Annotated in this window: 22 protein-coding genes; 5 read left to right on the forward strand and 17 right to left on the reverse strand. The window is 67.7% G+C overall.

From position 1 onward, the window contains the following. Positions 1 to 56 precede the first annotated feature (56 nt). Positions 57 to 983: a ribokinase gene (rbsK, locus tag C5O79_RS01905; RefSeq protein WP_047853093.1), complete on the reverse strand. Its 927-nt coding sequence runs from the start codon at positions 981 to 983 to the stop codon at positions 57 to 59. Between the two features lie 241 nt (positions 984 to 1,224). Here rbsK and C5O79_RS01910 point away from each other — a divergent pair, with 241 nt between their 5' ends. After that, positions 1,225 to 2,310 (forward strand): LacI family DNA-binding transcriptional regulator, encoded by a 1,086-nt coding sequence (locus C5O79_RS01910; RefSeq protein WP_122478351.1) that lies wholly within the window; start codon positions 1,225 to 1,227, stop codon positions 2,308 to 2,310. A gap of 37 nt (positions 2,311 to 2,347) precedes the next feature. Here the strand turns inward: C5O79_RS01910 and C5O79_RS01915 are convergent, their stop codons facing one another. The 7 genes from C5O79_RS01915 to C5O79_RS01945 all read right to left on the reverse strand — a co-directional run bounded on the left by C5O79_RS01915 (position 2,348) and on the right by C5O79_RS01945 (position 10,351). Next, complete coding sequence (locus tag C5O79_RS01915) at positions 2,348 to 3,418, reverse strand: lysozyme inhibitor LprI family protein (RefSeq protein WP_236862392.1); 1,071 nt, start codon at positions 3,416 to 3,418, stop codon at positions 2,348 to 2,350. A gap of 107 nt (positions 3,419 to 3,525) precedes the next feature. Next, the gene (locus C5O79_RS01920) at positions 3,526 to 4,563 is read right to left on the reverse strand and encodes a GTP-binding protein (protein ID WP_122479035.1); all 1,038 of its coding nucleotides are present in this window, start codon (positions 4,561 to 4,563) and stop codon (positions 3,526 to 3,528) included. Between the two features lie 20 nt (positions 4,564 to 4,583). Further along, on the reverse strand, positions 4,584 to 6,242 hold the full coding sequence (locus C5O79_RS01925; protein WP_122478353.1) for an amidohydrolase: 1,659 nt from the start codon (positions 6,240 to 6,242) through the stop codon (positions 4,584 to 4,586). A gap of 36 nt (positions 6,243 to 6,278) precedes the next feature. Beyond that, positions 6,279 to 7,673 (reverse strand): sodium:solute symporter family protein, encoded by a 1,395-nt coding sequence (locus C5O79_RS01930; RefSeq protein WP_122478355.1) that lies wholly within the window; start codon positions 7,671 to 7,673, stop codon positions 6,279 to 6,281. Positions 7,674 to 7,758: 85 nt separating this feature from the next. After that, positions 7,759 to 7,956 (reverse strand): DUF3311 domain-containing protein, encoded by a 198-nt coding sequence (locus C5O79_RS01935; protein ID WP_046547186.1) that lies wholly within the window; start codon positions 7,954 to 7,956, stop codon positions 7,759 to 7,761. A gap of 261 nt (positions 7,957 to 8,217) precedes the next feature. Next, entirely contained in the window at positions 8,218 to 9,342 is a 1,125-nt protein-coding gene (locus C5O79_RS01940) for a Fic family protein (RefSeq protein ID WP_131931076.1), read from the reverse strand. 91 nt (positions 9,343 to 9,433) lie between these two features. Beyond that, positions 9,434 to 10,351 carry a LysR family transcriptional regulator gene (locus tag C5O79_RS01945; RefSeq protein WP_122478359.1) on the reverse strand — a complete coding sequence of 306 codons (918 nt, stop codon included), beginning with the start codon at positions 10,349 to 10,351 and terminating at the stop codon, positions 9,434 to 9,436. 128 nt (positions 10,352 to 10,479) lie between these two features. On the opposite strand from C5O79_RS01945, the gene C5O79_RS01950 reads away from it, so the two are divergent. Both C5O79_RS01950 and wrbA read left to right on the forward strand, forming a co-directional pair. Further along, entirely contained in the window at positions 10,480 to 11,205 is a 726-nt protein-coding gene (locus C5O79_RS01950; RefSeq protein ID WP_046547189.1) for a pirin family protein, read from the forward strand. A gap of 61 nt (positions 11,206 to 11,266) precedes the next feature. Beyond that, on the forward strand, positions 11,267 to 11,869 hold the full coding sequence (gene wrbA / locus C5O79_RS01955) for an NAD(P)H:quinone oxidoreductase (protein ID WP_047853085.1): 603 nt from the start codon (positions 11,267 to 11,269) through the stop codon (positions 11,867 to 11,869). A gap of 91 nt (positions 11,870 to 11,960) precedes the next feature. On the opposite strand, the gene C5O79_RS01960 is transcribed toward wrbA, so the two are convergent. The 6 genes from C5O79_RS01960 to C5O79_RS01985 form a co-directional block, all read right to left on the reverse strand. Beyond that, positions 11,961 to 12,266 carry a hypothetical protein gene (locus tag C5O79_RS01960; RefSeq protein WP_122478361.1) on the reverse strand — a complete coding sequence of 102 codons (306 nt, stop codon included), beginning with the start codon at positions 12,264 to 12,266 and terminating at the stop codon, positions 11,961 to 11,963. 235 nt (positions 12,267 to 12,501) lie between these two features. After that, positions 12,502 to 13,236 carry an LrgB family protein gene (locus C5O79_RS01965; protein ID WP_122478363.1) on the reverse strand — a complete coding sequence of 245 codons (735 nt, stop codon included), beginning with the start codon at positions 13,234 to 13,236 and terminating at the stop codon, positions 12,502 to 12,504. Next, the gene (locus C5O79_RS01970; protein ID WP_047853084.1) at positions 13,233 to 13,604 is read right to left on the reverse strand and encodes a CidA/LrgA family protein; all 372 of its coding nucleotides are present in this window, start codon (positions 13,602 to 13,604) and stop codon (positions 13,233 to 13,235) included. Before C5O79_RS01970 ends, C5O79_RS01965 begins: the two co-directional genes overlap by 4 nt. Positions 13,605 to 13,788: 184 nt before the next feature. Beyond that, positions 13,789 to 15,741: a HAMP domain-containing sensor histidine kinase gene (locus C5O79_RS01975; protein ID WP_236862393.1), complete on the reverse strand. Its 1,953-nt coding sequence runs from the start codon at positions 15,739 to 15,741 to the stop codon at positions 13,789 to 13,791. Between the two features lie 126 nt (positions 15,742 to 15,867). After that, the gene (locus tag C5O79_RS01980; protein WP_053060334.1) at positions 15,868 to 16,521 is read right to left on the reverse strand and encodes a FlhC family transcriptional regulator; all 654 of its coding nucleotides are present in this window, start codon (positions 16,519 to 16,521) and stop codon (positions 15,868 to 15,870) included. Next, positions 16,518 to 16,841, reverse strand: a complete 324-nt coding sequence (locus C5O79_RS01985) for a flagellar transcriptional regulator FlhD (protein WP_039355302.1) — start codon at positions 16,839 to 16,841, stop codon at positions 16,518 to 16,520. Before C5O79_RS01985 ends, C5O79_RS01980 begins: the two co-directional genes overlap by 4 nt. 413 nt (positions 16,842 to 17,254) lie before the next feature. On the opposite strand from C5O79_RS01985, the gene C5O79_RS01990 reads away from it, so the two are divergent. After that, positions 17,255 to 17,884: a response regulator transcription factor gene (locus C5O79_RS01990; protein WP_047853082.1), complete on the forward strand. Its 630-nt coding sequence runs from the start codon at positions 17,255 to 17,257 to the stop codon at positions 17,882 to 17,884. Between the two features lie 90 nt (positions 17,885 to 17,974). Continuing rightward, on the forward strand, positions 17,975 to 19,690 hold the full coding sequence (locus tag C5O79_RS01995; protein ID WP_053060333.1) for an ATP-binding protein: 1,716 nt from the start codon (positions 17,975 to 17,977) through the stop codon (positions 19,688 to 19,690). A 126-nt stretch (positions 19,691 to 19,816) separates the two neighbouring features. Here C5O79_RS01995 and C5O79_RS02000 read toward each other — a convergent pair whose 3' ends face one another. The 3 genes from C5O79_RS02000 to C5O79_RS02010 all read right to left on the reverse strand — a co-directional run bounded on the left by C5O79_RS02000 (position 19,817) and on the right by C5O79_RS02010 (position 22,139). After that, entirely contained in the window at positions 19,817 to 20,857 is a 1,041-nt protein-coding gene (locus C5O79_RS02000) for an alpha/beta hydrolase (protein ID WP_122478365.1), read from the reverse strand. A 65-nt stretch (positions 20,858 to 20,922) separates the two neighbouring features. Continuing rightward, on the reverse strand, positions 20,923 to 21,348 hold the full coding sequence (locus C5O79_RS02005; protein WP_047853080.1) for an organic hydroperoxide resistance protein: 426 nt from the start codon (positions 21,346 to 21,348) through the stop codon (positions 20,923 to 20,925). A gap of 224 nt (positions 21,349 to 21,572) precedes the next feature. Next, positions 21,573 to 22,139, reverse strand: coding sequence for a TetR/AcrR family transcriptional regulator (locus C5O79_RS02010; protein ID WP_124473700.1), 567 nt, complete (start codon positions 22,137 to 22,139; stop codon positions 21,573 to 21,575). Positions 22,140 to 22,189 lie beyond the last annotated feature (50 nt).

Raw genomic sequence — 22,189 nt, forward strand, 5'->3', positions numbered from 1 at the left:
GTTGTCTCCATGTCAGTGATGTCGGCCGGTTCCGGCCTGTCCGTCTGATGCGGAATTCAGGGTTCCAGGCGCGCCACTTCGTCGCGCGTCGGAATCGAGGTCTGCGCGCCGTAGCGCGTCACGCTGATCGCGGCGGCGCGCTGGCCGAAGCCGATCGCGTCGTCCATCGATGCGCCGCCCGCGCGGGCGGCCGCGAACCCGCCGACGAACGTGTCGCCGGCCGCGGTCGTATCGACCGCGACCACCGACATCGCCCGCAGGCGGCCGTTGCCTGCCCCGCCGCGCCAGCACACGCCGCGCGCGCCAAGCGTGACCAGCACGTTCCCCACGCCCTTCGTGCACAGCGCATCGGCGGCGCGCACGGCGGACGCATCGTCGCCCACGGCGATGCCGGTCAGCGACTCGGCTTCGGTCTCGTTGACGACGAGGTAATCGACCCGTGCGAGCAGCGCGTCGAACAGCCGCTGCGCAGGCGCGGGATTGAGCAGCACCGGCGTGCGGTGCGCGGACGCACAGGCAATGGCGCGCGCGACGGTAGCGATCGGCACTTCGAGCTGGCTCACGAGCATCGCCGCCCCGGCGATCGCTTCACGCGCCGCGTCGATCCGGTCGGCATCGAGGCGCGCATTCGCGCCGGGCACGACGACGATGCTGTTCGCGCCGCCTTCGTCTACCGTGATCGTGGCCACCCCGGTCGCCGTACCGCCGATCCGGTCCAGGTGCGTCACGTCGATGCCCTCTGCCGACAGTGCGTCGTGCAGGCGCGCGCCGAATGCGTCCTCGCCGACGCAGCCGATCATCGCGACCGACGCGCCCAGGCGCGCGGCCGCGACCGCCTGGTTCGCCCCCTTGCCGCCATGGACGGTCTGGAAATCGGTGCCGAGCAGCGTTTCGCCCGGCACCGGCAAGCGCGGCGCGCGCGTGACGAGGTCGATGTTCACGCTGCCGACGACGGCGATGCGCGGTGGACAGGTGTCGCTCATTTCCGAATGTAACCGCTTACATTCGAGACGGACAAAAAGGCCGGAATGGCCGTCGTCGATGAAAATTTCACGATATGGATAGAATATGGGTCTGACATAATGTGGAAGTACGCCAAGATAGCGCTTACATTCTCGCAGGGTCGAGCGAGAATGCAAGCGGCGCCACCATGAATCGAGGGTAAACATTGACGCATTTGACAACGCGTAGCGCCGCCGCCACCGCCACGCCGGGAGTCGGCCGATGAGCTCGCCACCGTCCCGTGGCGGCGCGCCCCGTGCGCGCCGCGGCAGCGGCCGCTCCGTGCTCGGCGATGTCGCGAAGCTGGCCGGCGTGTCGACCGCGACCGTTTCGCGCGTGTACAACGATCCCGGCAAGGTGTCGGCCGACGTGCAGCAGCGCGTGCGCGACGCGGCGCGCGCGCTGAACTGGATCCCGAATGCGGCGGGCCGCGCACTCGCGTCCACGCGCACCCACATCACGGGTGCGATCATTCCGACGCTCGACGACCAGGTGTTCGCATCGCAAGTCGCGGGCATGCAGACGGTCATGGCCGAGCACGGCATCACGCTGTTCCTCGGCTGCTCGAACTACGATCCGGCGCAGGCGCTCGACCAGGTGCGCGCGATGCTGTCGCGCGGCGTGGAAGCCGTGTCGCTCGTCGGCGAAGCGTATCCGCCGGAACTGTTCGAACTGCTTGCGATGCACCGCGTGCCGTACGTCGTCACTTATGCGTATCGCGACGACAGCCCGCACTGCTGCATCGGCTTCGACAATCGCGCGGCGTTCGCGCAGCTCACCACCCACCTGCTCGACCTCGGCCACCGCGATTTCGCGATCATCATGCAGCCGTCCGCCGACAACGACCGTGTGCAGGCCCGCCTGCGCGGCATTCACGACACGCTGGCCGCGCGCGGGCTCGCCGTGCGCCCCGTCCATCAGCACGAAGGCGCGGCCACGATCGCGTTCGGGCGGGCGAGCCTGCGCGCGATCGCCGACAGCGACGCGGCCACGCGGCCGACGGCCGTGATCTGCGGCAACGACGCGCTCGCACTGGGCGCGTTGCTCGAGGCGCAGGCGCTCGGCATCGACGTGCCCGCGCAATTGTCGATCACCGGGTTCGACGACATCGCGCTCGCGCGCGAGATCCAGCCGCCGCTGACGACGATGTGGGTCGACACCAACGCGATCGGGCGCCAGGCCGCGCACGCGTTGCTCGACGCGCTCGAGAACGGCGCAACGGGGCCAGGTCATGCGGTGCTGCCGGAGTTGCGCAAGCGGGAATCGGCTGCGGCGCCGGCACACGTTCGGGCAGGACTCAAAAAATAAAGACGCATCGGGCGGCTTCCGCTGCCCGGCTTGCCCGTCACTGCATCACGTCGACCGGCAGCGTCTTGTCGAGATTGTCGTGCCACGCCTGGATGGTCTTCGGCACGCGCTTCTTCCACGCCGGCACGTTCGTGTAATAGCGCATCCGGACATCGTTCTTCGCGTCGAACACGAGCAGCCCGATCCACAGGTCGTTACCGCGGCGCATCACGATCGCCGCATTCGTCGTCGCGATGCCGCGCACCCAGTACGACGCCACATGCGCGTTCAGCCCGTCGAGATCCTTTTCGTCGGCGCTGTAATTGACGTTGTCGACGAGCGTCTGGTAATCGGCGCCGAGCAGTTTGTGCGCGGTCGCATTCTGCGTCGCGTCGTCGACGACCTTGAGGCTCAGCAGGTCCGCCGCCGGTTTGGCCTGGAACTGCGACGCGGTCACATACCGGCCGCCGTAGAAAACACCCGAGCCCGCACCGCAATCGACATCCGCGCCGTGTTGCGTGATGCCGATGCGCCCGCCCTTCCGTTCGAAATCGAGCCGGCATTTGTCCTGGCGATAGGTGCCGCTGTCGCCGTGCAGCACGATGTCTCCATCGAGCCCGCCCGTATTCGCGCCGTTGTTGCCGCTCAGCTCGAAATGCAGGCGCGGCGCCGTGCCGGTGAACGTCAGCACGCCGCCGAACGACGGGTTGTCGCTCGTCATGTACCACGTCTGCTGCCAGCGGTCGGCGGCCAGCGGCTTGCCGTTCAGGCTCGCGAGCCGTTCGCGGTAGCGGTCGCCGAGGCACTGCTCGTCGCCGCCGCACCGGTCGCGCTGCTTGAGCCATTTCAACTGCGCGGCTTTCAGCGCGGCCGTATCGCCGCCTTTTCCGAGCGCCTGCTTCCACGCCGCCGCCAGGTCGCCGTCGAGCTTCGACAGCGCGGCGTCCGCGCAGATTGCCTTCTCGGTTGGCGACGCGGCTTTCGCGCAGTCGAAGCCCGCGGCATGCGCGGCGGGCGGCAGCAGTATCAGCAACGCGGCGGCCGCGATGGATCGCAGGTGCGTGTACCGCACTGCACTGGCGGGAGTCGCGGCGTGCCCGCGCGCATTCTTTTCGTTCCGGATGGTCATCGGCTTGATCGTCGCTGGATCGCGCGCCTGTAGAAGCTACCTGCACGCGGCATTCGAGGTAAAAACGCCCGGCCCGGCATGCGGCGCATGCCGTTGCTCGCCGAAGCCTACCCCGAATGCGTGGCGCCGATCAATCGATCGGTCGATGTCAACGCAACCGCTCCGGCGGCCACGCTGCATTGCACGATGCCGTCGCGCAATGTGGCTTCCACACCGGCGTCGATGAACCCGATGAACACCATCACGCCATCTGCTTCGTGCGCGGCCGGCCCTTCGTCTTTCATCGACGAGAACCGGATGCGCCGCGCGGCGACCTGACACACGCGCGTGGCGACCGTGCCCTGCGCATTGGCCACACGCACGATGCCCTTCGCGCGCAGGATCGTGCGCGGCAACGCCTTCAGCCACGCACGCAGCCGCGCCTTGTCGAGCATGTCCGGCGCGGCGACGGTGACGCTCGCGAACGCCGGCATCGCGTCATGTCCGAACGCCCGGTGCGCACGCGCAAGACGTGCAGGCATCGCGCCACGACTGGGCACGACCGTGTCGAACAGCAACGCGAGCGGAATCTCGCCATGCCGCGCCGCGACGACGATGTCGGTCGGCGCACACGCGCGCACGTCGTCGAGCACCGCGTCGCGCCGTTCCGGCGCAACGCAGTCGAGCTTGGTCACGACGATCGCGCCCGCACCGTCGAGCTGGCGCTGCGCCATCGCGCCGACAAGTGGATCGGCGAGCGTGTCGCGCCATGCGAGCGCGTCGGCGACGACGAGCACCGACGTCAGCCGGAACGCACCGTTCAGCAGCCCGACCTGCGCGATCTTCGCCGGATCGGCGACGCCGCTCGCTTCGACGAGCAGCAATTCGGGTCGCACGTCGCGCGTCGCGACGCGCGTCAGCGCATCGACGAGGGCGCCGCCGATCGTGCAGCAGATGCAGCCGTTGTCGAGTTCGATCACGTCGTCGCCGCGCGCCCGCACGAGCCGCGCATCGACGTTCACCGCGCCGAAATCGTTGACGAGCACAGCGATGCGCCGGCCATGCGGCGCCTGCAGGATCGCGTTGACGACCGTCGTCTTGCCCGCGCCGAGATAGCCGCCGATCACCGCGAGATCGATCGGTGCGGGCGTGGCCGCAGCAGGCATGACGGCGTCGACCCGCATGCTCATCGCGGCGACCGGAACACGCGCCCGCCGAGCACGGTGCCCCACACGGCGAGTTCCTTCAGGCGTGCGGGTGCGCTGACCGACGGATCGTCATCGAGCACCGCGAAATCCGCGAACTTGCCGATCTCGATGCTGCCGACGAGATGATCCATCCGCAACGTATAGGCTGCGCCGAGCGTGATCGCGTGCAGTGCGTCGTCAACCGAAAGCCGCTCGCCTTCGCCGAGCACGCGCCCCGACGCGGTCTCGCGCTGCACCGCACACCATGCGGTGAACAGCGGATTCAACGGCGTGATCGGCGCATCCGAATGCAGCGCGAACGGAATGCCGAGCCGCTGCGCCGAGCCGGCCGCATCCATCCGGCTCGCGCGATCGGGGCCGATGGTCTGGTCGTAATGCGCGTCACCCCAGTAGTACAGATGATTCGCAAAGAAGTTCACGCACATCCCGAGGGTGCGAACGCGCTTCAACTGCGCGGCATCCGCCATCTGGCAATGCTGCAGCGTATGGCGATGATCGGGGCGCGGATGGCGCGCGAGCAGCGTGGTCATCGCGTCGAGCACGACGTCGGTCGCTTCGTCACCGTTGGTATGCACGTGCAGTTGCAGCCCCGCGCGATGAAACGGCTCGAACACGTCCACGAGCTGCGCGGGCGGAATCAGCCACAGCCCGTTCGGCTGCCCGCCCGCATAACCGGGCCAGCGCACGCGCGCGGTGAAGCCCTGGATCGATCCGTCGACGATGAATTTCACGGGCCCGAAATGCAGCTTGTCGGTATTGCGCTCGATCTCCGCGCGCACGCTGTCGGCCGAGCGGGCCGGATTGCGCTGCGGCGCGAACGCCGGCACGATCCGCACCGGGTAATCGGGATCGGCGGTCACGTCGTGCAGCGTGCGGTTGCCGTCGGCCGACAGGTCGTTGACGAGATCGGTGGCTGTCGTCACGCCCGCGAGCTGCGCGACGCGCCCGAAATTCCAGACGGCGTGCGGCTTCTCGCTCGCGGAAATCGCGAGCTTGCCGCCGATCGTCTGATACACCGGCAGCATCGCCGCGAACTCCTGCAGCTCGCCGGTCGGGCGGCCGTCGGCATCGCGCGTCACGCCGTCGATGTCGGTGTCCTCGTCGATGCCCGCGCGCGCGAGCATCGCGCTGTTCACGTTCATCAGGTGCACGCTCGCATGCAGGATCGCGATCGGCCGCTGCGCGGACACGCGGTCGAGTTCGCGCGCGGCCAGCCGCGCGGTGCCGAAGAAGATCGGATCGAAGCCCCACGCGAGCAGCGGCCCGTCGTCGGTCATCGCGCGCTCGGCTTCCGCGAGCCGTTCGAGCACCGCGTCGAGCGAGCGCAGCCCCGGCCACAGCGTGCCGTCGGGGCCGCGCCGGTCGTAGTAGCCGACGTACACGGCGTCCCACATCGCGCCTTCCATCAGGTGGCAATGCCCTTCGACGAGCCCCGGCATCAGTACCTTGTCGCGCAGCGTGTCGTCGGTCGTGCACGCGCCGAACCGCGCGTGCCACGTGGCGGCGTCGCCGACCGCGAGGATGCGGCCGTCGCGCACGGCGACGTGCGTGGCCGACGGCTGCGCCGGGTTCATCGTCAGGATCCGGCGCGCCGTGAACACCGTCACGTGCGCGGCTGGGGTGGCGGATACGTGCATGTTTCGCTGCTCTCCTTGCGGCGGAACGCCGATGCGTCAGGATACGGCGTATTGCTTCACGGGACGGCCGTGCAGCATCGCATGCACCGCCGCGACGACGAGCACGTTGACGACGAGGCACACGAGGCCGAGGTTGATGCCGCCGAAGTCGATATGGAATACGTAGAAAATCATCGCGAGCGCCTGTCCGCAGATCATCCCGGCGCCTACCGCGACGGGCCGCACCTGGCGCCGCGCGAGCAGGATCAGCACGCCCGGCAGGAACTGCGTGACGCCGTAGTAGGTGGTGTTGATCAGCGTGAGCATCAGGTTCGGCGTGAGCAGCGTGGTCGCGATCGACAGCAGCAGGTAGCCGACGATCACGTATTTCGCTGCACGCTTCTGGCGCGACTCGGGCAGGTTCGGCATCAGGTTGCGCGTGACGATCGGCCCGATCGCGAGGCAGATGCCGGCCAGAACGAGCAGCCCCGACAGCGCGGCGCCGGCCGCGACGAGGCCGATCAGCCAGCCGGGCAGCAGGTGCGTGACGGCGGCGAAGAACGCGTCATTCGGGGACGCGAGCTTCAAATTCGCGGTGATTGCGTAGTACGACGCGATCACGAGGAACGGATACATCAGCATGTACAGCGGCATCACGACCTGCGTGCGCCGGATCGCGTCCGGCCCGCGCGCGGTGAAGAAATTCTGCGCGGCGAACGGCATCAGGTAGAAGCCGAGCGACTGGAACAGCATCGTGCTCATCGAGAAGCGCAGTTGCGATCCGCCCATCGTGTTGCTGACCTGCCGGCTCGCGGCGTCGAACACCGGGTGCACGCCGCCCACCTGCCACGCGACGGCCACGCCCGTCACGACGATCGCGAGCAGCATCAGGATGTCCTTCAGGATCGCGATGTACGCCGACGCGCGCACGCCCGAGATCGCGATATAGGTGAACGCGAGCGCCGCGCACACGAAGATCAGGTACAGCGGCTCGACGTGCCAGCCGAGCCCCTTGAGCGCCGCGACGAGCCCGGTGAACTGCAGCTGCCCCCACGGGATCAGGAACAGGATCGATGCGCACGCAACGACCAGCTCGAGCCCGCGGCTGCGGTAGTGGCCCTTGAACAGGTCGGGCAGCGTGATCGCGTTGTGACGCTTGCCGGCCTCCCAGATCTTCGGGCCGACGAAATAGCCGATCGGGTAGGCGAGCAGGATGTAGCCGAGGAACCACACGCCGTAGGTCGGCCCTTTCGCGTAGATGCCGCCGGGGAAGCCGACCATCGTGCCGATGCTGTAGATCTCGCCGGCGGTCAGGAAGAACACGAGCGCCGTGCCGAACTGGCGCGATGCGACGAAAAAGTCATGCACGCTCTGCTTGCCGCGGCCGCGGCCGGATCGAACGGCGAGATAGAGCGACAGCGCGATCAGCGCGACGAAGACGACCGTGGACATGCGCACCTCTGCGAAGGAAAGGAATGCGTAGGGTTCGCCGGAAAGCGCGGGCGGCCGGCGGTCCGCGGGAAGCGGGATGCGTGCGCTACACGGCGCTGCTCGCGCGGCGGTCGAACAGCATCCAGCACGCGAACAGGCAGCCGGACGTCAGCACGAACCACGCGAAGATCCACATGAAGATGAACGGCACGCCCAGCACGTAGCGATCCTGCGCCGCCACCCAGGGCAGCACGCCGATCACGCCGAGATACGGAATACCGATGCCGATCAGATACCTGAGCATGCGTGTCTCCTCGAAAGCGGGTTCGTACGGAAGGGGGCGTACGCGGCGGCGACCGATGTCGGCTGTTCGACATCCACCGTCGAATCCAGTATTCGAAGACAAAAAGGCGCGGGATAGTGCCAGACGCGGGCAATCGCTTGGGCCAGCGACCCACTGCCCGACGCGGCCCGGTGCTGCGAGTTCAACGCGGAAACGATCGAAGCGGCAACACGACTCCGCTCCGTCGCGGCCAACGCCCACCGGTCATGACCCGGGCCGGCGTCAGCCGTCGACCGGCGCCAGCTCGTAACTCGTGCTCCGCCCGCCGGACGACGAGCGGCGCAGCACACCGTGCTCGACGAGTTCGGTGATGTCCCTCAGCGCGGTGTCTTGCGAGCATTTCGCGAGCGCCGCCCACTTGGTGGAAGTCAGCTTCCCCTCGAAGCCGTCGAGCAGGCGATTCATGACCTTCACCTGGCGTTCGTTCATCGCGAGGCCCGCGCAGCGCTGCCAGAAGCGCGCCTTGACCAGCACCGCGTCGAGCGTCGTGTGCGCCTGATCGATGGCCCTGCCGAGCGCGGTCAGGAACCACGCGAGCCATTCCGTGACGTCGAGCGAACCGCGTTGCGTCCGCTCCAGCACGTCGTAATACGCGTTGCGCTCGCGCTGGATTTGCGCCGACAGGCTGTAGAAGCGCTGCGGGCTGCGGTCGGCGCGCGCGAGGACCAGATCCCCGAGCGCACGCGCAATCCGGCCGTTGCCGTCGTCGAACGGATGGAGCGTGACGAACCACAGATGGGCGAGGCCGGCACGGATCAGCAAGGGCTCGGCCGGTGCGGCATTCAGCCACGCGAGAAACCGCCCGATCTCGCTGGCGAGACGCGCGGCGGGCGGCGCCTCGAAATGCACGCGCTGCCGGCCGATCGGCCCGGACACGACCTGCATCGGCCCCGTCGCATCCGTGCGCCAGCCGCCGACCGTGATCCGCGACATCCCCGAGTAGCCGGTCGGGAACAGCGCCGCATGCCACCCGAACAGGCGGGCGTCCGTGACCGGCGCCGCCGCATGGGTCGTCGCGTCCAGCACCATGTCGACCACGCCTTCCACGTGACGATCGACCGGCGCCAGCGCGCCGATATCGACGCCGAGCCGGCGCGCGATCGACGACCGGACCGACGCCACGTTCAGGCTTTCGCCCTCGATGGCGCTCGTCTTGACGACATCTTCCGTCAGCGCGGCGAGGCTGGCCTCGTCGCGCAACGCCAGGCCGACGTCCGCCAGCCGCCCGGCCAGCATGCCTTGCGCACGGCTGACGTCGGCGAGTGGCGTCGCCAGTGCGGGGAGGTCGAAGCGCCATGCGGGCCAGTCGGCCGACTCCCAGATGTAGGTGTAATCTCCGCTCATGATGCGGAGATTATCTCACCGATTCACCGCACGACTCAATATTCTCCGCAAATCATGCGGAGAATAGCACCCTCATTCCCCGCATCCCTGCCCGTCACCGCGCCCGCCCGGCTCCGTCCTTCCCCGCCGGCGCAGCCGCGCCGAGCCGTTCCGCGAGAAACCCGATGAACGTGCGCAGCGTGACGAACCCTTCCCGATGCTGCGGAAACACCGCATTGAGCGTGATCGGCGACGGCGCATACGCGTCGAGCACCGGCACGAGCGCACCGCTGTCGAGCGCACCGCCGACGATGAAATCCGGCAGCAGCGCGATGCCGAGGCCCGCGATCGCCGCGTCCCGCACCACCTCGCCATTGTTCGCGACCAGCGGCCCCTGCACGTCGAACGTGCGCGCCACGCCGTCGACGCGGAATTCCCAGCCGATGCGCCGCTCGCGCCCGTACAGCACGCACGTATGGCCGGCGAGATCGACCGGCGTCTGCGGCGTGCCCTGCCGCTTCAGGTAGGCGGGGCTCGCGCACGCAATCATCCGCCATGCGCCGAGCGGGCGCGCGATCAGCGTCGAATCCTCGAGCGAGCCGATCCGCAGCACGAGATCGAAGCCCTCGCCGATCAGGTCGACGCGCCGGTCGGTCAGGTCGAGGTTCAGCCGCACGGCCGGGTGCGCGGACAGGAATTCGGCGATCAGCGGCGACACGTGCGTGATCCCGAACGACAGCGGCGCGCTGATTTTCAGCGACCCGTGCAGCTCGGTGCTGCGCACCGACATCGCCTGCTCGGCGTCGGCAATCTCCGCGAGGATCCGCTGCGCCCGCGCATAGAACTCCTGCCCCGATTCGGTCACCGCGAGGTTGCGCGTGTTCCGGTGCAGCAGCCGCACGCCGAGCGACGCCTCCAGCGCCATCGTGCGCCGGCTGACGAACTGCTTGGACAGCATCAGCTGGTCGGCCGCCGCCGTGAAGCTGCCCGCATCGACCGTCGCGACGAAGATCCTGAGATCGTTGAGTTCCATATTGTCCACTCCATAGCGACAGTCATTATCGCTACAGCCATTTATTTGTCAAATCGATTGACCTAAGATTCATCTCAACGAACGGCCGGGCCCACTTTCGAGGTCCGGCGTCTTGAGGAACAAAAATCATGATCGAAACCCGTGCAGCAAACCAACGTGGCCGTGCGGAGCATGGCTGGCTCAGCTCCCGTCATACGTTTTCGTTCGCGAATTACTACGATCCGAAGCAAGTCGGCTTCTCCGACCTGCTGGTGATCAACGACGACCGCGTCGCCCCGGGCCGCGGCTTCGGCACGCACCCGCACCGCGACATGGAAATCCTGTCGTACGTGCTCGACGGCGCGCTGGAACACAAGGACTCGATGGGCACCGGTTCGGTGATCGTGCCCGGTGACGTGCAACTGATGAGCGCCGGCACCGGCGTGCGTCACAGCGAGTTCAACCACTCGCCGGAACTGCCGGTCCACTTCCTGCAGATCTGGGTCGGGCCGGCCGAAAAGGGTGCCGAGCCGCGTTACCAGCAGACGAATGTCACGGCCGACGACAAGCGCGGCAAGCTCGCGCTCGTCGTCTCGCCGAACGGCGACGCCGGTTCGCTGAAGATCCGGCAGGACACGCGGATCTACGCGGGCCTGTTCGACGGCGATGAACGCGCGACGCTGGAACTGGCGCCGAACCGCTTTGCTTACGTGCACGTGGCACGCGGCAGCGTGACGGTCAACGGCGTGACGCTCGGCGAAGGCGACGGCGTGCGCGTGCGCGACGAACAGGCGCTGACGTTCGCCGACGGGAAGGATGCCGAAGTGCTGGTGTTCGACCTGCGTCCGGTCGAAGTAACGGCCGAGTGGGCGTGACGCCCGTTCGGGAAACCGGGCCCCGCTGACCGCGGGGCCCTTTTAATCGGAGATTCGCAACATGGCCAAGGTACTCGTTCTTTACTACTCGTCCTACGGGCACGTCGAAACGATGGCGCAGCAGATCGCGGAAGGCGCGAAATCGGTGGCCGGCGTCGAGGTCACGCTCAAGCGCGTGCCGGAAACGATTCCCGTCGACCAGGCCCGCGCGATCGGCGTGAAGGTCGACCAGGCCGCGCCGGTCGCGACGGTGGACGAACTCGCCGACTACGATGCGATCATCTTCGGCACGCCGACCCGCTTCGGCAACATGGCCGGCCAGATGCGCACGTTCCTCGACCAGACCGGCGGCCTGTGGATGAAGGGCGCGCTCGTCGGCAAGATCGGCAGCGTGTTCGCATCGACCGGCACGCAGCACGGCGGCCAGGAAACGACGATCACGTCGTTCCACACCACGCTGCTGCACCACGGGATGGTGATCGTGGGTGTGCCGTATGCATGCAGCGGCCTCGTCAACATGAACGAAATTACCGGCGGCACGCCGTACGGCGCGACCACGCTCGCGGGCGCGGACGGCAGCCGCCAGCCGAGCGCGAACGAGCTCGACATCGCGCGCTACCAGGGCAAGCACGTCGCGGAAATCGCGAGCAAGCTCGCGTCGTAACGCGGCGGCCCGGCCGTTCGGGCAGCCCCGCACATGCGCGAACGGCGCCGGTCGATCCGGCGCCGTTCGCGCTGTGCCCCGGTTCCGGTCGTTACTGGCCCGATGCCGGGGCGGCCGGCGCCGCCTTCGACGCTGGCGCCTTCGTCGCGGCGTTCTGCGGATAGTTGCTCTGGTCGTTGGTCAACCGGTAGCCGCTGCCCGTGCCGATCGCCTTCAGGTCCGACGCGTGCCGCGCGCGGGCAGCCTTGCGGGCCGCCTTCTTCTGCGCCTTGTCGAGCTGCTTCTGCGTCGGTGCGGACGCCGGATCCTGCGCGTATGCCGCCGGCGCGGCGGTCAACAGCAGACCGAACGACGCCGTTACTGCTACTGCCACCGATACCACGCGAGACTGCTTCATGGCCGGATCTCCTTGTCGATTGTTGATAGTGGGTCGAACACCGGCGCGCACACGACCGCTTGCGACATCGGCGCCGTTGCAACGTTAGCCGATCAGTATTCGGTTGTCCGTGTGCGTTCCTGAATTCTCCTGATAACGGCCACGATACATGCGCACGTCGTGCACCGTCGTTTCGGCGCCGCGCCGGCACCATCAGGGAAACCGATAACCCGGCCTTGCCCGCCGCGGCCGGCGCTCAGATCCAGCGCGACAGCACCGGCAGCAGGATCGGCACGACGAAGGCCGTCAGCACGCCGTTCATCCCCATTCCGAGCCCGGCGAACGCGCCGGCTTCCTCGCTGACCTGGAACGCACGCGCGGTGCCGATTCCGTGCGACGCGACGCCGAGCGCGAAGCCGCGCACGGCAGGTTCGTCGACCCGCAGCGCATTGAGGATCCCGCGTGCGCACACCGCCCCGAAAATCCCGGTCGAGATCACGAGCACGGCGGTGAGCGACGGAATCCCGCCGATTTCCGCGGCGACGGCCATCGCGATCGGCGTCGTCGCCGATTTTGGCGCGAGCGACGCGATCGTCTGGTGCGACGCGCCGAACAGCGCCGCGATGCCGACCGCCGACACGATCGCGGTCAGCGAGCCCGCGAGCAGGCCGACCAGCAGCGGCACCGCTGCGCGGCGCAGCTTCGACCACTGGCGATACAGCGGCAGCGCAAGCGCGACGGTGGCGGGGCCGAGCAGGAAGTGGACGAACTGCGCGCCTTCGAAATACGTCGTATACGGCGTACGGGTGATCGTCAGCAACACGACGATCAGCGCGACCGCGATCAGCACCGGGTTCGCGAGCGGGTTGAAGCGCGCCCTCGCATAGACGGCCTGTGCAAGCAGATAGGCGATCAGCGTGATGGTCAGGCCCAGCAGCGGGGTCGCGGCGAGATAGACCCAGATCGCGCCGAGTTTCGGGAAGGCCGTCATGGCGTGCCCTCCGCCGCGCCGCCCGCGCGCCGCTGGCGGCGCAGCAGCGCGCGCGTGACGAGCGCGGTCACCGCGATCGCGAGCGTGGTGCTCACCGCCAGCGCGACGACGACCGCGACCGCATCGCCGCGCACGCGGTCGGCCGACACCATGATGCCGACGCCGGCCGGCACGAACAGCAGCGACAGATGGCGCAGCAGCTCAAGCGCGGTCGGCTCGATCGCGTCGGCCACCTGCGGGCGCAGCATCACAAAGCCGAACAGCAACAACATGCCGATCACCGGGCCCGGCACCGGCAGGCCGAACAGGTAGGACACCCCTTCCCCGAGACACTGGAAGGTCAGCAAGACCGCGAACGCCTGCAGCATGAACCGCTTCTCCCGAACGAGGCCGTGCGGCCGGGCGGCCGCGCGACCGATGGCCGGCGGGTTGCGGCGCCGGCGTGAACGATACGCGCGATCGTACCAACTTCACGCGCCGTCGAACATCGCCGCGTGCGGCTGCGGGAAGACACCACCGGGTGCACGGCGTGCGGCCTCCCGCCGCCACGCATCATCCCGGTATCGGTTCGGCCGACATCGTTCGGTCCGGGTCGTGCCCGTCGACGGGTACACCGGCCACGGGCAGCGTGAGCGTCACGGTCGTGCCCTGCCACGGCGCGCTGCGCACGTGGATGTCGCCGCGGTGCCGATGCACGACCGCCTTCGCGAACGCCATGCCGAGCCCGACACCCTTCGTGTCGGGCTGCCCCGGCAGGCGAAAGCGACGGTAACGCTCGAACAGGCGCGCCTGATCCTCGGCCGCGATCCCGTAGCCGTAATCGCGAATCACGCAGCATACCGAAGCACCGTCGTCCGCCAGTTCGACGCTGCACTCGACTCGGGTATGCGCCGCGCTGTATTCGACCGCGTTCCCCAGCAGATGGACCAGCGCACGCGACAGCAGCGCCGGATCGCCGCGTACGAGCGCGTCGTCGCACGGCGGTACATCGTCGATCGCGATGTGCTTGTCCCGCGCGCGCGGCCAGATTTCGTCGCGTGCCTGATTCATCAGGTCGGCCACGTTGACGAGTTCCGACGCGTACTCGCCTGCCTCCGCCCGCGACACCTGCGCGAAACCGTCCGCCATCGCGAGCGTATGACGCGCCAGCCCGCCGATCTCGTGAAGACGCTCGCGCAGCGTGCAGTCGGGCGGGCAGGCGGCGGGCGCGTCCACGAGCACGATGACCGACGTAAGCGGCGCGCGCATGTCGTGCGAGAACAGCGTCAGCATGTCGTTGCGCTGCCGCTCGAGCAGCGTGCGATGAACGTAGGCGCCGCGCAGCGCGTCCAGTGCATCGTTCACGTGCGCGATCTCGGCGCTCGTGCCCGGAATCCGGACGATCGGTGACACGTCGCCGTTGCTCAACGCAACGATGCGCCGGCTCAGCGCATCGAGCGGTTTCGACAGCGTCCGCTGCGTGCCGCGCACGAGCAGGAACAGGATCGCGATGCAGCACGCCGCCTCGACGGCCGATAGCGCCATCCGGACGCACGCCGCATCGCGCAGCGCCACCGCACGTGCACGCGTGAGGTCGAGCACGCGGTCGCGCAACCGCGCCGATGCGTCGAGGTCCCGCATGATCCGCGACGCGAAATCCTCTGCGTTCATTGCATAGGCGCCCGTGTGGCCCGCGCGGAGCGTCGCGGCCACGAGCGGCAGGAAGCTGCCGTCCATCGTGTCGTTCAACCGCGCCAGGTCATTCGACAGCATCGCGTCGTCGAGCGGCGGCGCGATCGCACTGGCGATCAGTGCGCGAAGCTGCACGATGCGCCCGCGCATCTGGAGGATGCGCGCCAGCCGATCGTTGTCGAGCGCTTCGCGCCTCACCAGCGGCGCGACGAACAGCGAGCCGAGCCGGCCGGTGTATTCACGCAGGTCGCCCAGCAAGCGTGCGAGGACCAGCGCGCCGGCCGTGTCCGGATGACGCATCGCCGTACCCGCCATCACGCCGCCGGTCAGCGTCGCCAGATCGTCGGCAGCCGCGAACATGCGGTCCTGTGCAGCCTGCACCTGCCACGTCGCACGCGCCGCCGCGGGCCGCGCGACGAGCGCATCGACTTCGCCGCGCGCGCCGGCCAGCTCGGCGCGTATCGACTCGAGCGCGTGCAGCGCGGCCCCGCGCTCGGATGCACCGAGCGCCTCCGCCCGCGCGAGGTCGTCTCGCAGCGCATCGAGCGCCTGGTCCGAACGCGCCCTCGCATCGCGCACCGCCTGCACCTGCGTCGCGGCATCGCGCCGCCGCAGCGCCAGCAACTGGTTGGCCGGCCAGCGTTCGGCCGAGATCCGGTTCGACGCGATCATCGCGCGCTCGACCAGCGCGAAATCGCGCAGGTCGAGATAGCCCTGCCGGTATTGCCGACAGCTTTCCCGCAGGTTCGTCCCGCACGCCACCGCCGTCAGCATCACGACGAGCGCGAAGCCGGCCCGCATCCGCTGCCGGATCGAGAGGCCGCGCAGGTTCACGATGCCGGCAAAGGATGCGCGCCGCCGTCGCGATCGGGCGAGCGCGCCGCCCCGGCCGACGCGACGTGCCGGCCGGCGCCATTCGCCGCGGGCCGCGCGGGCCCCGCCGCGGCCACCGTTGCCCCGCTAGATTGCACACCATTCTCCCGATGAATCGCCCGCGGCGCTCCCGCTGCCGCGACTGGACGCGACGGCCACCTGTGCGTCGCACCGTCGCGCATGACGCGTGCCGGGCGCCACGCGCGACGACGTGCCGACCGCTCGCTTGCCGGCGCGCGCCGGCAGCCGGCAGGCGACGCACACGGGATGCCGGCGCAGCGCGTGGCGATAGGTGATGAACGCCGCGCCGCAATCCCGGCAATGGGCAATGTCGAGCACGCCGGCGTCGACGAAGCGCACCAGCATCCAGGCGCGTGTCAGGTCCAGCGGCAACGCGCGGCACGCGGCATCGCCCTGTTCGGCATACAGCGTATAGGCCTTGACGAGCGCTTCGAGTCGCGTGCAGCCCGCCTGGTTGCGCAGGAAACGGTAGATGCTGTGGAACAGCGATGCATGAAGGTTCGCGAACCACGTCATGTACCAGTCGATCGACGACGGCAGCAACCCCTTCGGCGCGGCCACGCCGCGCACTTCGCGATACAGGCGCACGAGACGGTCGCGCGGCAACCCGCACTCGATTTCCAGCATCTGCAGCCGCGCGCCGAGCCGGATCAGCGCCGCCGCGTGCATCGTCAGTTGCGCGTCGTCCGCGAGGCCGTGCCGCCCTGCCCGGCCGTTCACGATGTTTCCTCGTCGGGCAGCGCAAGGCCGGCCAGCACCATCGCGGTATGCACGCGCACGAGATCGACCGGCGGCGTCGCGCGGGTCAGTGCCGACAGCACTCCGTATCGGCCCGGCCGCAATGCGCAGATCAATTGCCCCGCAGACGCGAGCTCGTTCATGTGCTTCATCGACAGCGCGGCCAGCGCGGCGGCGACATCGGCGGTCACACCCAGGCGGAACATGCCGGTTGCGCGATCCGACTGCAGGAGTCGCTGCGCAAGCCAGAGATACGACATGTTCAGTTCCCACATTGCATCGCTGTCGTTGGCAACCTTCATCGTTCACCTCGATTCATGCGCAATCAGGATCAATGATTCGCCGTCCAAATACGTGCCGATAATCCGGTTATTACGAGCCGTTATTTTTTCGCGCGACGTGAATAGGAAATTCACTGCCGCCGAACGACGCACCTTGCGTGCGTGCATCGCGCCGCCATTCAGTCCTGAAGCGGCCGCGTGCTTCGTCGCTCACATCGCCGCGTTGCCGGCGACGCATCGATTGGCGCGCCCGCATTCACCTGCATTGCGAACTGTCGTGATTGAGTCTCGGCGATATTCCGCTGAATGTAAATGCGACGTTAGACGCAAGACAGATGCCGGACAAACTCGACTTTAGTATTAAGACTTTCGTCTTGTACAATCCGGTTCGTTCGTATCGGTCCGCGTCCTGATTCACATATTCAAGCGTCCTCATGAAAATTCTGATCGTCGACGATCACGCGATCCTGCGGGATGGCGTGGAGATGCTGCTGCGCCAGGGTGACGACGACACGATCGTCGTCCAGGCGAGCAGCGCCGATGATGCGGTGCGGCTGCTCGACGATCACACCGACCTCGACGCCATCGTGCTCGACCTGAAGCTGCAGGGCATGGACGGCCTCGACGCGCTCGCCGTCTTCGCGACGATGCGCCCGGGGCTCCCCGTCATCGTGCTGTCGTCGTCCGAAGATCCCGGCGCCGTGCGCAGCGCGTTCGCGCAGGGCGCGATGGGTTACGTGCCGAAGTCCGCCAGCCCGCGCACGCTGCTGTCCGCCATCCGGATCGCACTCAACGGCGAACGCTACGTACCGCCGCTCGTGCTCGACGAGCCCGCGCTGCAGCATCAGGACGGCGCCGCCGCAGCACGCGGTTCGATGCTGACGCAACGACAGGTCGAAGTGCTGCGCTATCTCGCGGAAGGCGTACCGAACAAGGTCATCGCCGACAAGTTGGGCCTGTCCGAAAAGACCATCAAGGCGCACATCACCGCGATCTTCAAGGCGCTGAACGTCATCAACCGCACCCAGGCAGCGGCAGCCGGCAGGAAGGCCGGCCTCATCTGATCCGACGCCGGCCCGCGTCGCGACATTGCCATGCCGGCGTGGAACGCCTAAATTTTCCTCATCTTCCCCGCCCGTTCGAGGAGCGTGCGCATGACGCATGTCGACGAGCCGCCCGAAACCCCGGCCGACCATGAAGTCCCGTTCGACCTCGCCGCCGACGTGATCGCGCGCTGGCAGCGCCTCGTCGACCTGATGGCGGAAATCGTCGGCGTGCCGGCCGGGCTGATCATGCGCAACGTCGGCCGCGACATCCAGGTGCTGGTGGCGAGCCGCAACACCGGCAATCCGTTCTATCCGGGAGAATCGGCCGAACTGCACGGCTCGGGACTTTACTGCGAAGCGGTCATTGCGAGCGGCGATGCGCTGGTCGTGCCGGATGCGAGGCAATCCGCGCAGTGGCGCAACAATCCGGACCTGCGCGTCAACATGGTCTCGTATCTCGGCCTGCCGATCCGCTGGCCCGACAACACGTCGTTCGGCACGATCTGCCTGCTCGACTGCAAGGAGAATGCATATTCGGAACGCTACATCCGGCTCGTCGAGGAATTCCGCGACCAGATCGAGATGCAGTTGCAACTGATCCGCGCGCAGCGGATCGCCGAACGCGAACGCCAGCGCGCCGCGCAGCTGGCCGAGAACTTCCGCCGGCAAAAGGATCTCGCGACGCAGGCCGTGCACGTCAAGTCGAGCTTTCTCGCGGCAGCGAGCCACGACCTGCGCCAGCCCGTCCATGCGCTGAGCCTGTTCGTCGGCGCATTGCGTCACGTCCCGATGCCGGCCGACGGCACGCTGCTCGTCGATCGCATCGACCAGTCCGTCAACGCAATGGATGCGCTGTTCACCGCGATCCTCGACATCTCGCGGCTCGATGCGGGCGTCGTGCCCGTCCATCGCCGGCCGTTCGCGATCGGCACGGTGCTGGAGCGCGTGTGCCGCGAAGTCGCCGCCGACGCGCACGGGAAAGGCCTGTCGCTGTCGTACGTGCGCAGCACGGCAGTGGTCGATTCTGATCCGGTGCTGGTCGAGCGCATCGCACGCAACCTGCTGTCGAATGCGGTGCGCTATACCGACACCGGACGCATCGTCGTCGGCTGCAGGCGCACGCGCCAGCACGTTCGCCTGCAATTCATCGACACCGGGCGCGGCATTCCGGCCGACCAGCAGGCACGCGTATTCGACGACTACTACCAGTTGCGCCGTCGCGGCGACGAGCCCGAACGGGGCGTCGGCCTCGGGCTGGCGATCGTGCGGCGCCTCGCGGGGCTGCTCGACTGTCCGCTGACGCTGCGCTCCGAACCCGGGCGGGGCTCGTGCTTCGAACTGCAGCTGGTGCGGCTGGACACGGCCGTGCAGCACGGTGCCGTCGCCGACGAGATCGCTGTCGACGAAGCGACGGCCGCCGCCCACCTCGTGGTCGTGATCGACGACGAAAGCGCGATCCGCGCCGGCATGTCGATGCTGCTCGAGCGCTGGGGCTACCAGGTCGTCACGGCCGCGTCGGTCGACGACGCGATCGCGTGCCTGGCATCGTGCGAGGTACGGCCGACCCTGCTGATCTGCGACCTGCACCTGCACGGCGACCAGAACGGAATCGCTGCGATCGCGCGCATTCGCGACGAGTACAACACGGCGATTCCCGCGATGCTGATCACCGGCGACACGACCGCGCGGCGGCCCGGCCGGCTGAAGCACGGCGGGTTCGTGCTGCTGCACAAGCCGGTGCCGAGCGACAAGCTGCGCGCGGCGATGGCGCGCCTGCTGCAAGCGCAGGCCCCCGGGCAGCCGCGCCGGGCCGACGCGGGATAGTTGCCAGCGCACTGCGTCGCTTTCGCGTCCCGCCCGCCGGCGGCATGCAAAAACGGCGGGCATCTGCCCGCCGCCGAGTCGTCTCACGCACACCGCGTCAGGCGCGGTGCGCGTGCGGGTCATCGCTTACTTCAACCGCGTCGCGATTTCATTCGCCATCGCCTTCGTCGCCGCCTTCGTCGGCGCATCCGTGGCCAGCGCGTTCAGCAGGCCGAAATCGTGGATGGTGCCGTCGTAGCGCGTGGTCGTCGCATCGACACCCGCCGTGTCGAGCTTGCGGCCATACGCTTCGCCTTCGTCACGCAGCACGTCGAACTGCGCAACCTGGATCAGCGCGGGCGGCAGGCCCTTCAACTGCGCGGTGCTCGCGCGCAGCGGCGACGCGTAGATCTCGTTGCGCTGTGCTTCGTTCTTCGTATAGGCGTCCCAGAACCACTTCATCATCGGCCGCGTGAGGAAGTGCCCTTGCTGATACGCGTTGTACGAGCCCGTGTTGAAGTTGTGGTCCGTCACCGGCCACATCAGACCCTGGAAGCGGATCGCGGGGCCGCCCTTGTCCTTCGCCATCAGCGCCACCACGGCCGCCATGTTGCCGCCGACGCTGTTGCCGACCACCGCGAGGCGGCTGCCGTCGACACCGATCTCCGCGCCGTGCTCGGCCACCCACTTCGTCGCCGCATACGCCTGGTTGATCGCCACCGGGTAATGCGCTTCCGGCGACGGCGTGTAGTTCACGAACACCGCGACGGCGCCCGATTGCACGACGAGGTCGCGCACGAGGCGTTCGTGCGTCGGGAAATCGCCGAGCACCCACCCGCCGCCGTGTATGAACATGAACACCGGCAGCGTGCCTGTCGCGCCCTGCGGGCGGACGATCGTGACCGGCACGGACACGCCGTCCTGTTCGATCGTGCGGTTCGACACGTCGATGCCCGACAGGTCGACCTTCGTGCCGTTCTGCGCATCGACCAGCACCTGGCGCGCTTTCGCGGGGCTCAGCGTTTCGAGGCCCGGGCCCTTCTGGCCGTTCAGCACGGCGAGGAATGCGCTCGTCGTCGCATCCGGCCGGACAGCTTCGGCGCCGGCGCCCGCGGCGAACGCGGTGGGCGCGGCGGACAGTGCAGCCGCAACGGCGGCAGCGATCAGCAGCGGCTTGACGATCTTCATGGTGTAACTCCTTGGCTCAATCCGTGAATGACGATGTGACGGTAAATGTTTCGCAATGCGTACGATCAGACGAGCGTGAGCGTGACGTCGATGTTGCCGCGCGTCGCGTTCGAATACGGGCACACGATGTGTGCGCGATCGATCAGCGTCTGCGCGACATCACGATCGAGGCCCGGCAGCGAGATCTTCAGTTCGACTTCGATGCCGAAGCCGTTCGGGATCGCGCCGATGCCGACGCTGCCTTCGATCGCGGCGTCCGCGGGGATCGCGATCTTGTCGCGCGCGGCGACGAACTTCATCGCGCCGATGAAACACGCGCTGTAGCCGGCGGCGAACAGTTGCTCGGGGTTCGCGCCTGCGCCGCCCGCGCCGCCGAGCTCGCGCGGCGTGGTCAGCTTCAGGTCGAGGCCGCTTTCGGGCACCGTCGCACGGCCGTCACGGCCGCCGGTGGCTTTTGCATGGGCGCGGTACAGCACTTTTTCGATCGACATGACAGACTCCTTTTTCAATCAGTGAGTGAAACAGCCTTCCAACCCGGGACCGCTTGCCAACTGCCCCGCAGCCGGCATCGCATTTATTTATCTACCCATAGATAGATAAACATCCCCAAAAAATGCAGGCGGTTGATCCACCTGCCCGATTCATCTATCTACCATCAGATAGATAACAAAACCCAGCAAAAGGCGGCGAACCGCCCGACTGCTTGCGCCGTCCGTCAGGACCGCGTTTTCCAGACCGCCTCGACATCCTCGAGACGCGCCCGCGTGTGAAACAGCCTACTGGCCAGCACGCTGCCCTGGAACGCCGCATACAACGTGCGCGCGGCCGTTTCGGGCTTGCCGCTGAACTGCAGCGTGCCTTCCTTCGCACCCTGCGCCAGCAACTCCGCGAGCCAGCTCTCGTTGGCCTTGAAGAACACCTGCACGGCCTGCCGTACGTTCTCCGGCAACGATTCGATATCGGCCGCCAGCATCCCGCACAGGCAGATCATGTTGCCGTCGCCGAGCGTGCGGCCGAACATCTTCGTATAAAGGCTCAGCTTCACGTCGGCCGGCAGCGCCGGATCGATCGTCCGCACGGCCGAGAGGACGTCGTCGCTGTAGACCGACACCGCTTCCAGTACGAGATCGTCCTTCGACGGGAAGTAGTAGTGGATGCTCGACGTCTTCACGCCCACCAGGTCGGACAGGTCTCGATAGCTGAAGCCGTTGTAACCGCGCAGCATCATCAGCGTGATCGCGTGGTCGAGAATCTGTTCGCGGACGGTGGGTTTCGTTTCCATGGATCGAACTTTATCTACTCATAGATAGATAGTCAAGGATTTTTTTAAAG

The sequence above is a fragment of the Burkholderia sp. SRS-25 genome, assembly GCF_004343765.1.
Lineage (GTDB): Bacteria > Pseudomonadota > Gammaproteobacteria > Burkholderiales > Burkholderiaceae > Burkholderia > Burkholderia contaminans.

What these genes read in the sequence shown, in the direction of transcription:
- rbsK (WP_047853093.1), bottom strand. Translation starts at nt 983, where the DNA reads ATGAGCGACACCTGTCCACCGCGCATCGCCGTCGTCGGCAGCGTGAAC.
- C5O79_RS01910 (WP_122478351.1), top strand. Translation starts at nt 1,225, where the DNA reads ATGAGCTCGCCACCGTCCCGTGGCGGCGCGCCCCGTGCGCGCCGCGGC.
- C5O79_RS01915 (WP_236862392.1), bottom strand. Translation starts at nt 3,418, where the DNA reads ATGACCATCCGGAACGAAAAGAATGCGCGCGGGCACGCCGCGACTCCC.
- C5O79_RS01920 (WP_122479035.1), bottom strand. Translation starts at nt 4,563, where the DNA reads ATGCCTGCTGCGGCCACGCCCGCACCGATCGATCTCGCGGTGATCGGC.
- C5O79_RS01925 (WP_122478353.1), bottom strand. Translation starts at nt 6,242, where the DNA reads ATGCACGTATCCGCCACCCCAGCCGCGCACGTGACGGTGTTCACGGCG.
- C5O79_RS01930 (WP_122478355.1), bottom strand. Translation starts at nt 7,673, where the DNA reads ATGTCCACGGTCGTCTTCGTCGCGCTGATCGCGCTGTCGCTCTATCTC.
- C5O79_RS01935 (WP_046547186.1), bottom strand. Translation starts at nt 7,956, where the DNA reads ATGCTCAGGTATCTGATCGGCATCGGTATTCCGTATCTCGGCGTGATC.
- C5O79_RS01945 (WP_122478359.1), bottom strand. Translation starts at nt 10,351, where the DNA reads ATGGAACTCAACGATCTCAGGATCTTCGTCGCGACGGTCGATGCGGGC.
- C5O79_RS01950 (WP_046547189.1), top strand. Translation starts at nt 10,480, where the DNA reads ATGATCGAAACCCGTGCAGCAAACCAACGTGGCCGTGCGGAGCATGGC.
- wrbA (WP_047853085.1), top strand. Translation starts at nt 11,267, where the DNA reads ATGGCCAAGGTACTCGTTCTTTACTACTCGTCCTACGGGCACGTCGAA.
- C5O79_RS01960 (WP_122478361.1), bottom strand. Translation starts at nt 12,266, where the DNA reads ATGAAGCAGTCTCGCGTGGTATCGGTGGCAGTAGCAGTAACGGCGTCG.
- C5O79_RS01965 (WP_122478363.1), bottom strand. Translation starts at nt 13,236, where the DNA reads ATGACGGCCTTCCCGAAACTCGGCGCGATCTGGGTCTATCTCGCCGCG.
- C5O79_RS01970 (WP_047853084.1), bottom strand. Translation starts at nt 13,604, where the DNA reads ATGCTGCAGGCGTTCGCGGTCTTGCTGACCTTCCAGTGTCTCGGGGAA.
- C5O79_RS01985 (WP_039355302.1), bottom strand. Translation starts at nt 16,841, where the DNA reads ATGAAGGTTGCCAACGACAGCGATGCAATGTGGGAACTGAACATGTCG.
- C5O79_RS01990 (WP_047853082.1), top strand. Translation starts at nt 17,255, where the DNA reads ATGAAAATTCTGATCGTCGACGATCACGCGATCCTGCGGGATGGCGTG.
- C5O79_RS01995 (WP_053060333.1), top strand. Translation starts at nt 17,975, where the DNA reads ATGACGCATGTCGACGAGCCGCCCGAAACCCCGGCCGACCATGAAGTC.
- C5O79_RS02000 (WP_122478365.1), bottom strand. Translation starts at nt 20,857, where the DNA reads ATGAAGATCGTCAAGCCGCTGCTGATCGCTGCCGCCGTTGCGGCTGCA.
- C5O79_RS02005 (WP_047853080.1), bottom strand. Translation starts at nt 21,348, where the DNA reads ATGTCGATCGAAAAAGTGCTGTACCGCGCCCATGCAAAAGCCACCGGC.
- C5O79_RS02010 (WP_124473700.1), bottom strand. Translation starts at nt 22,139, where the DNA reads ATGGAAACGAAACCCACCGTCCGCGAACAGATTCTCGACCACGCGATC.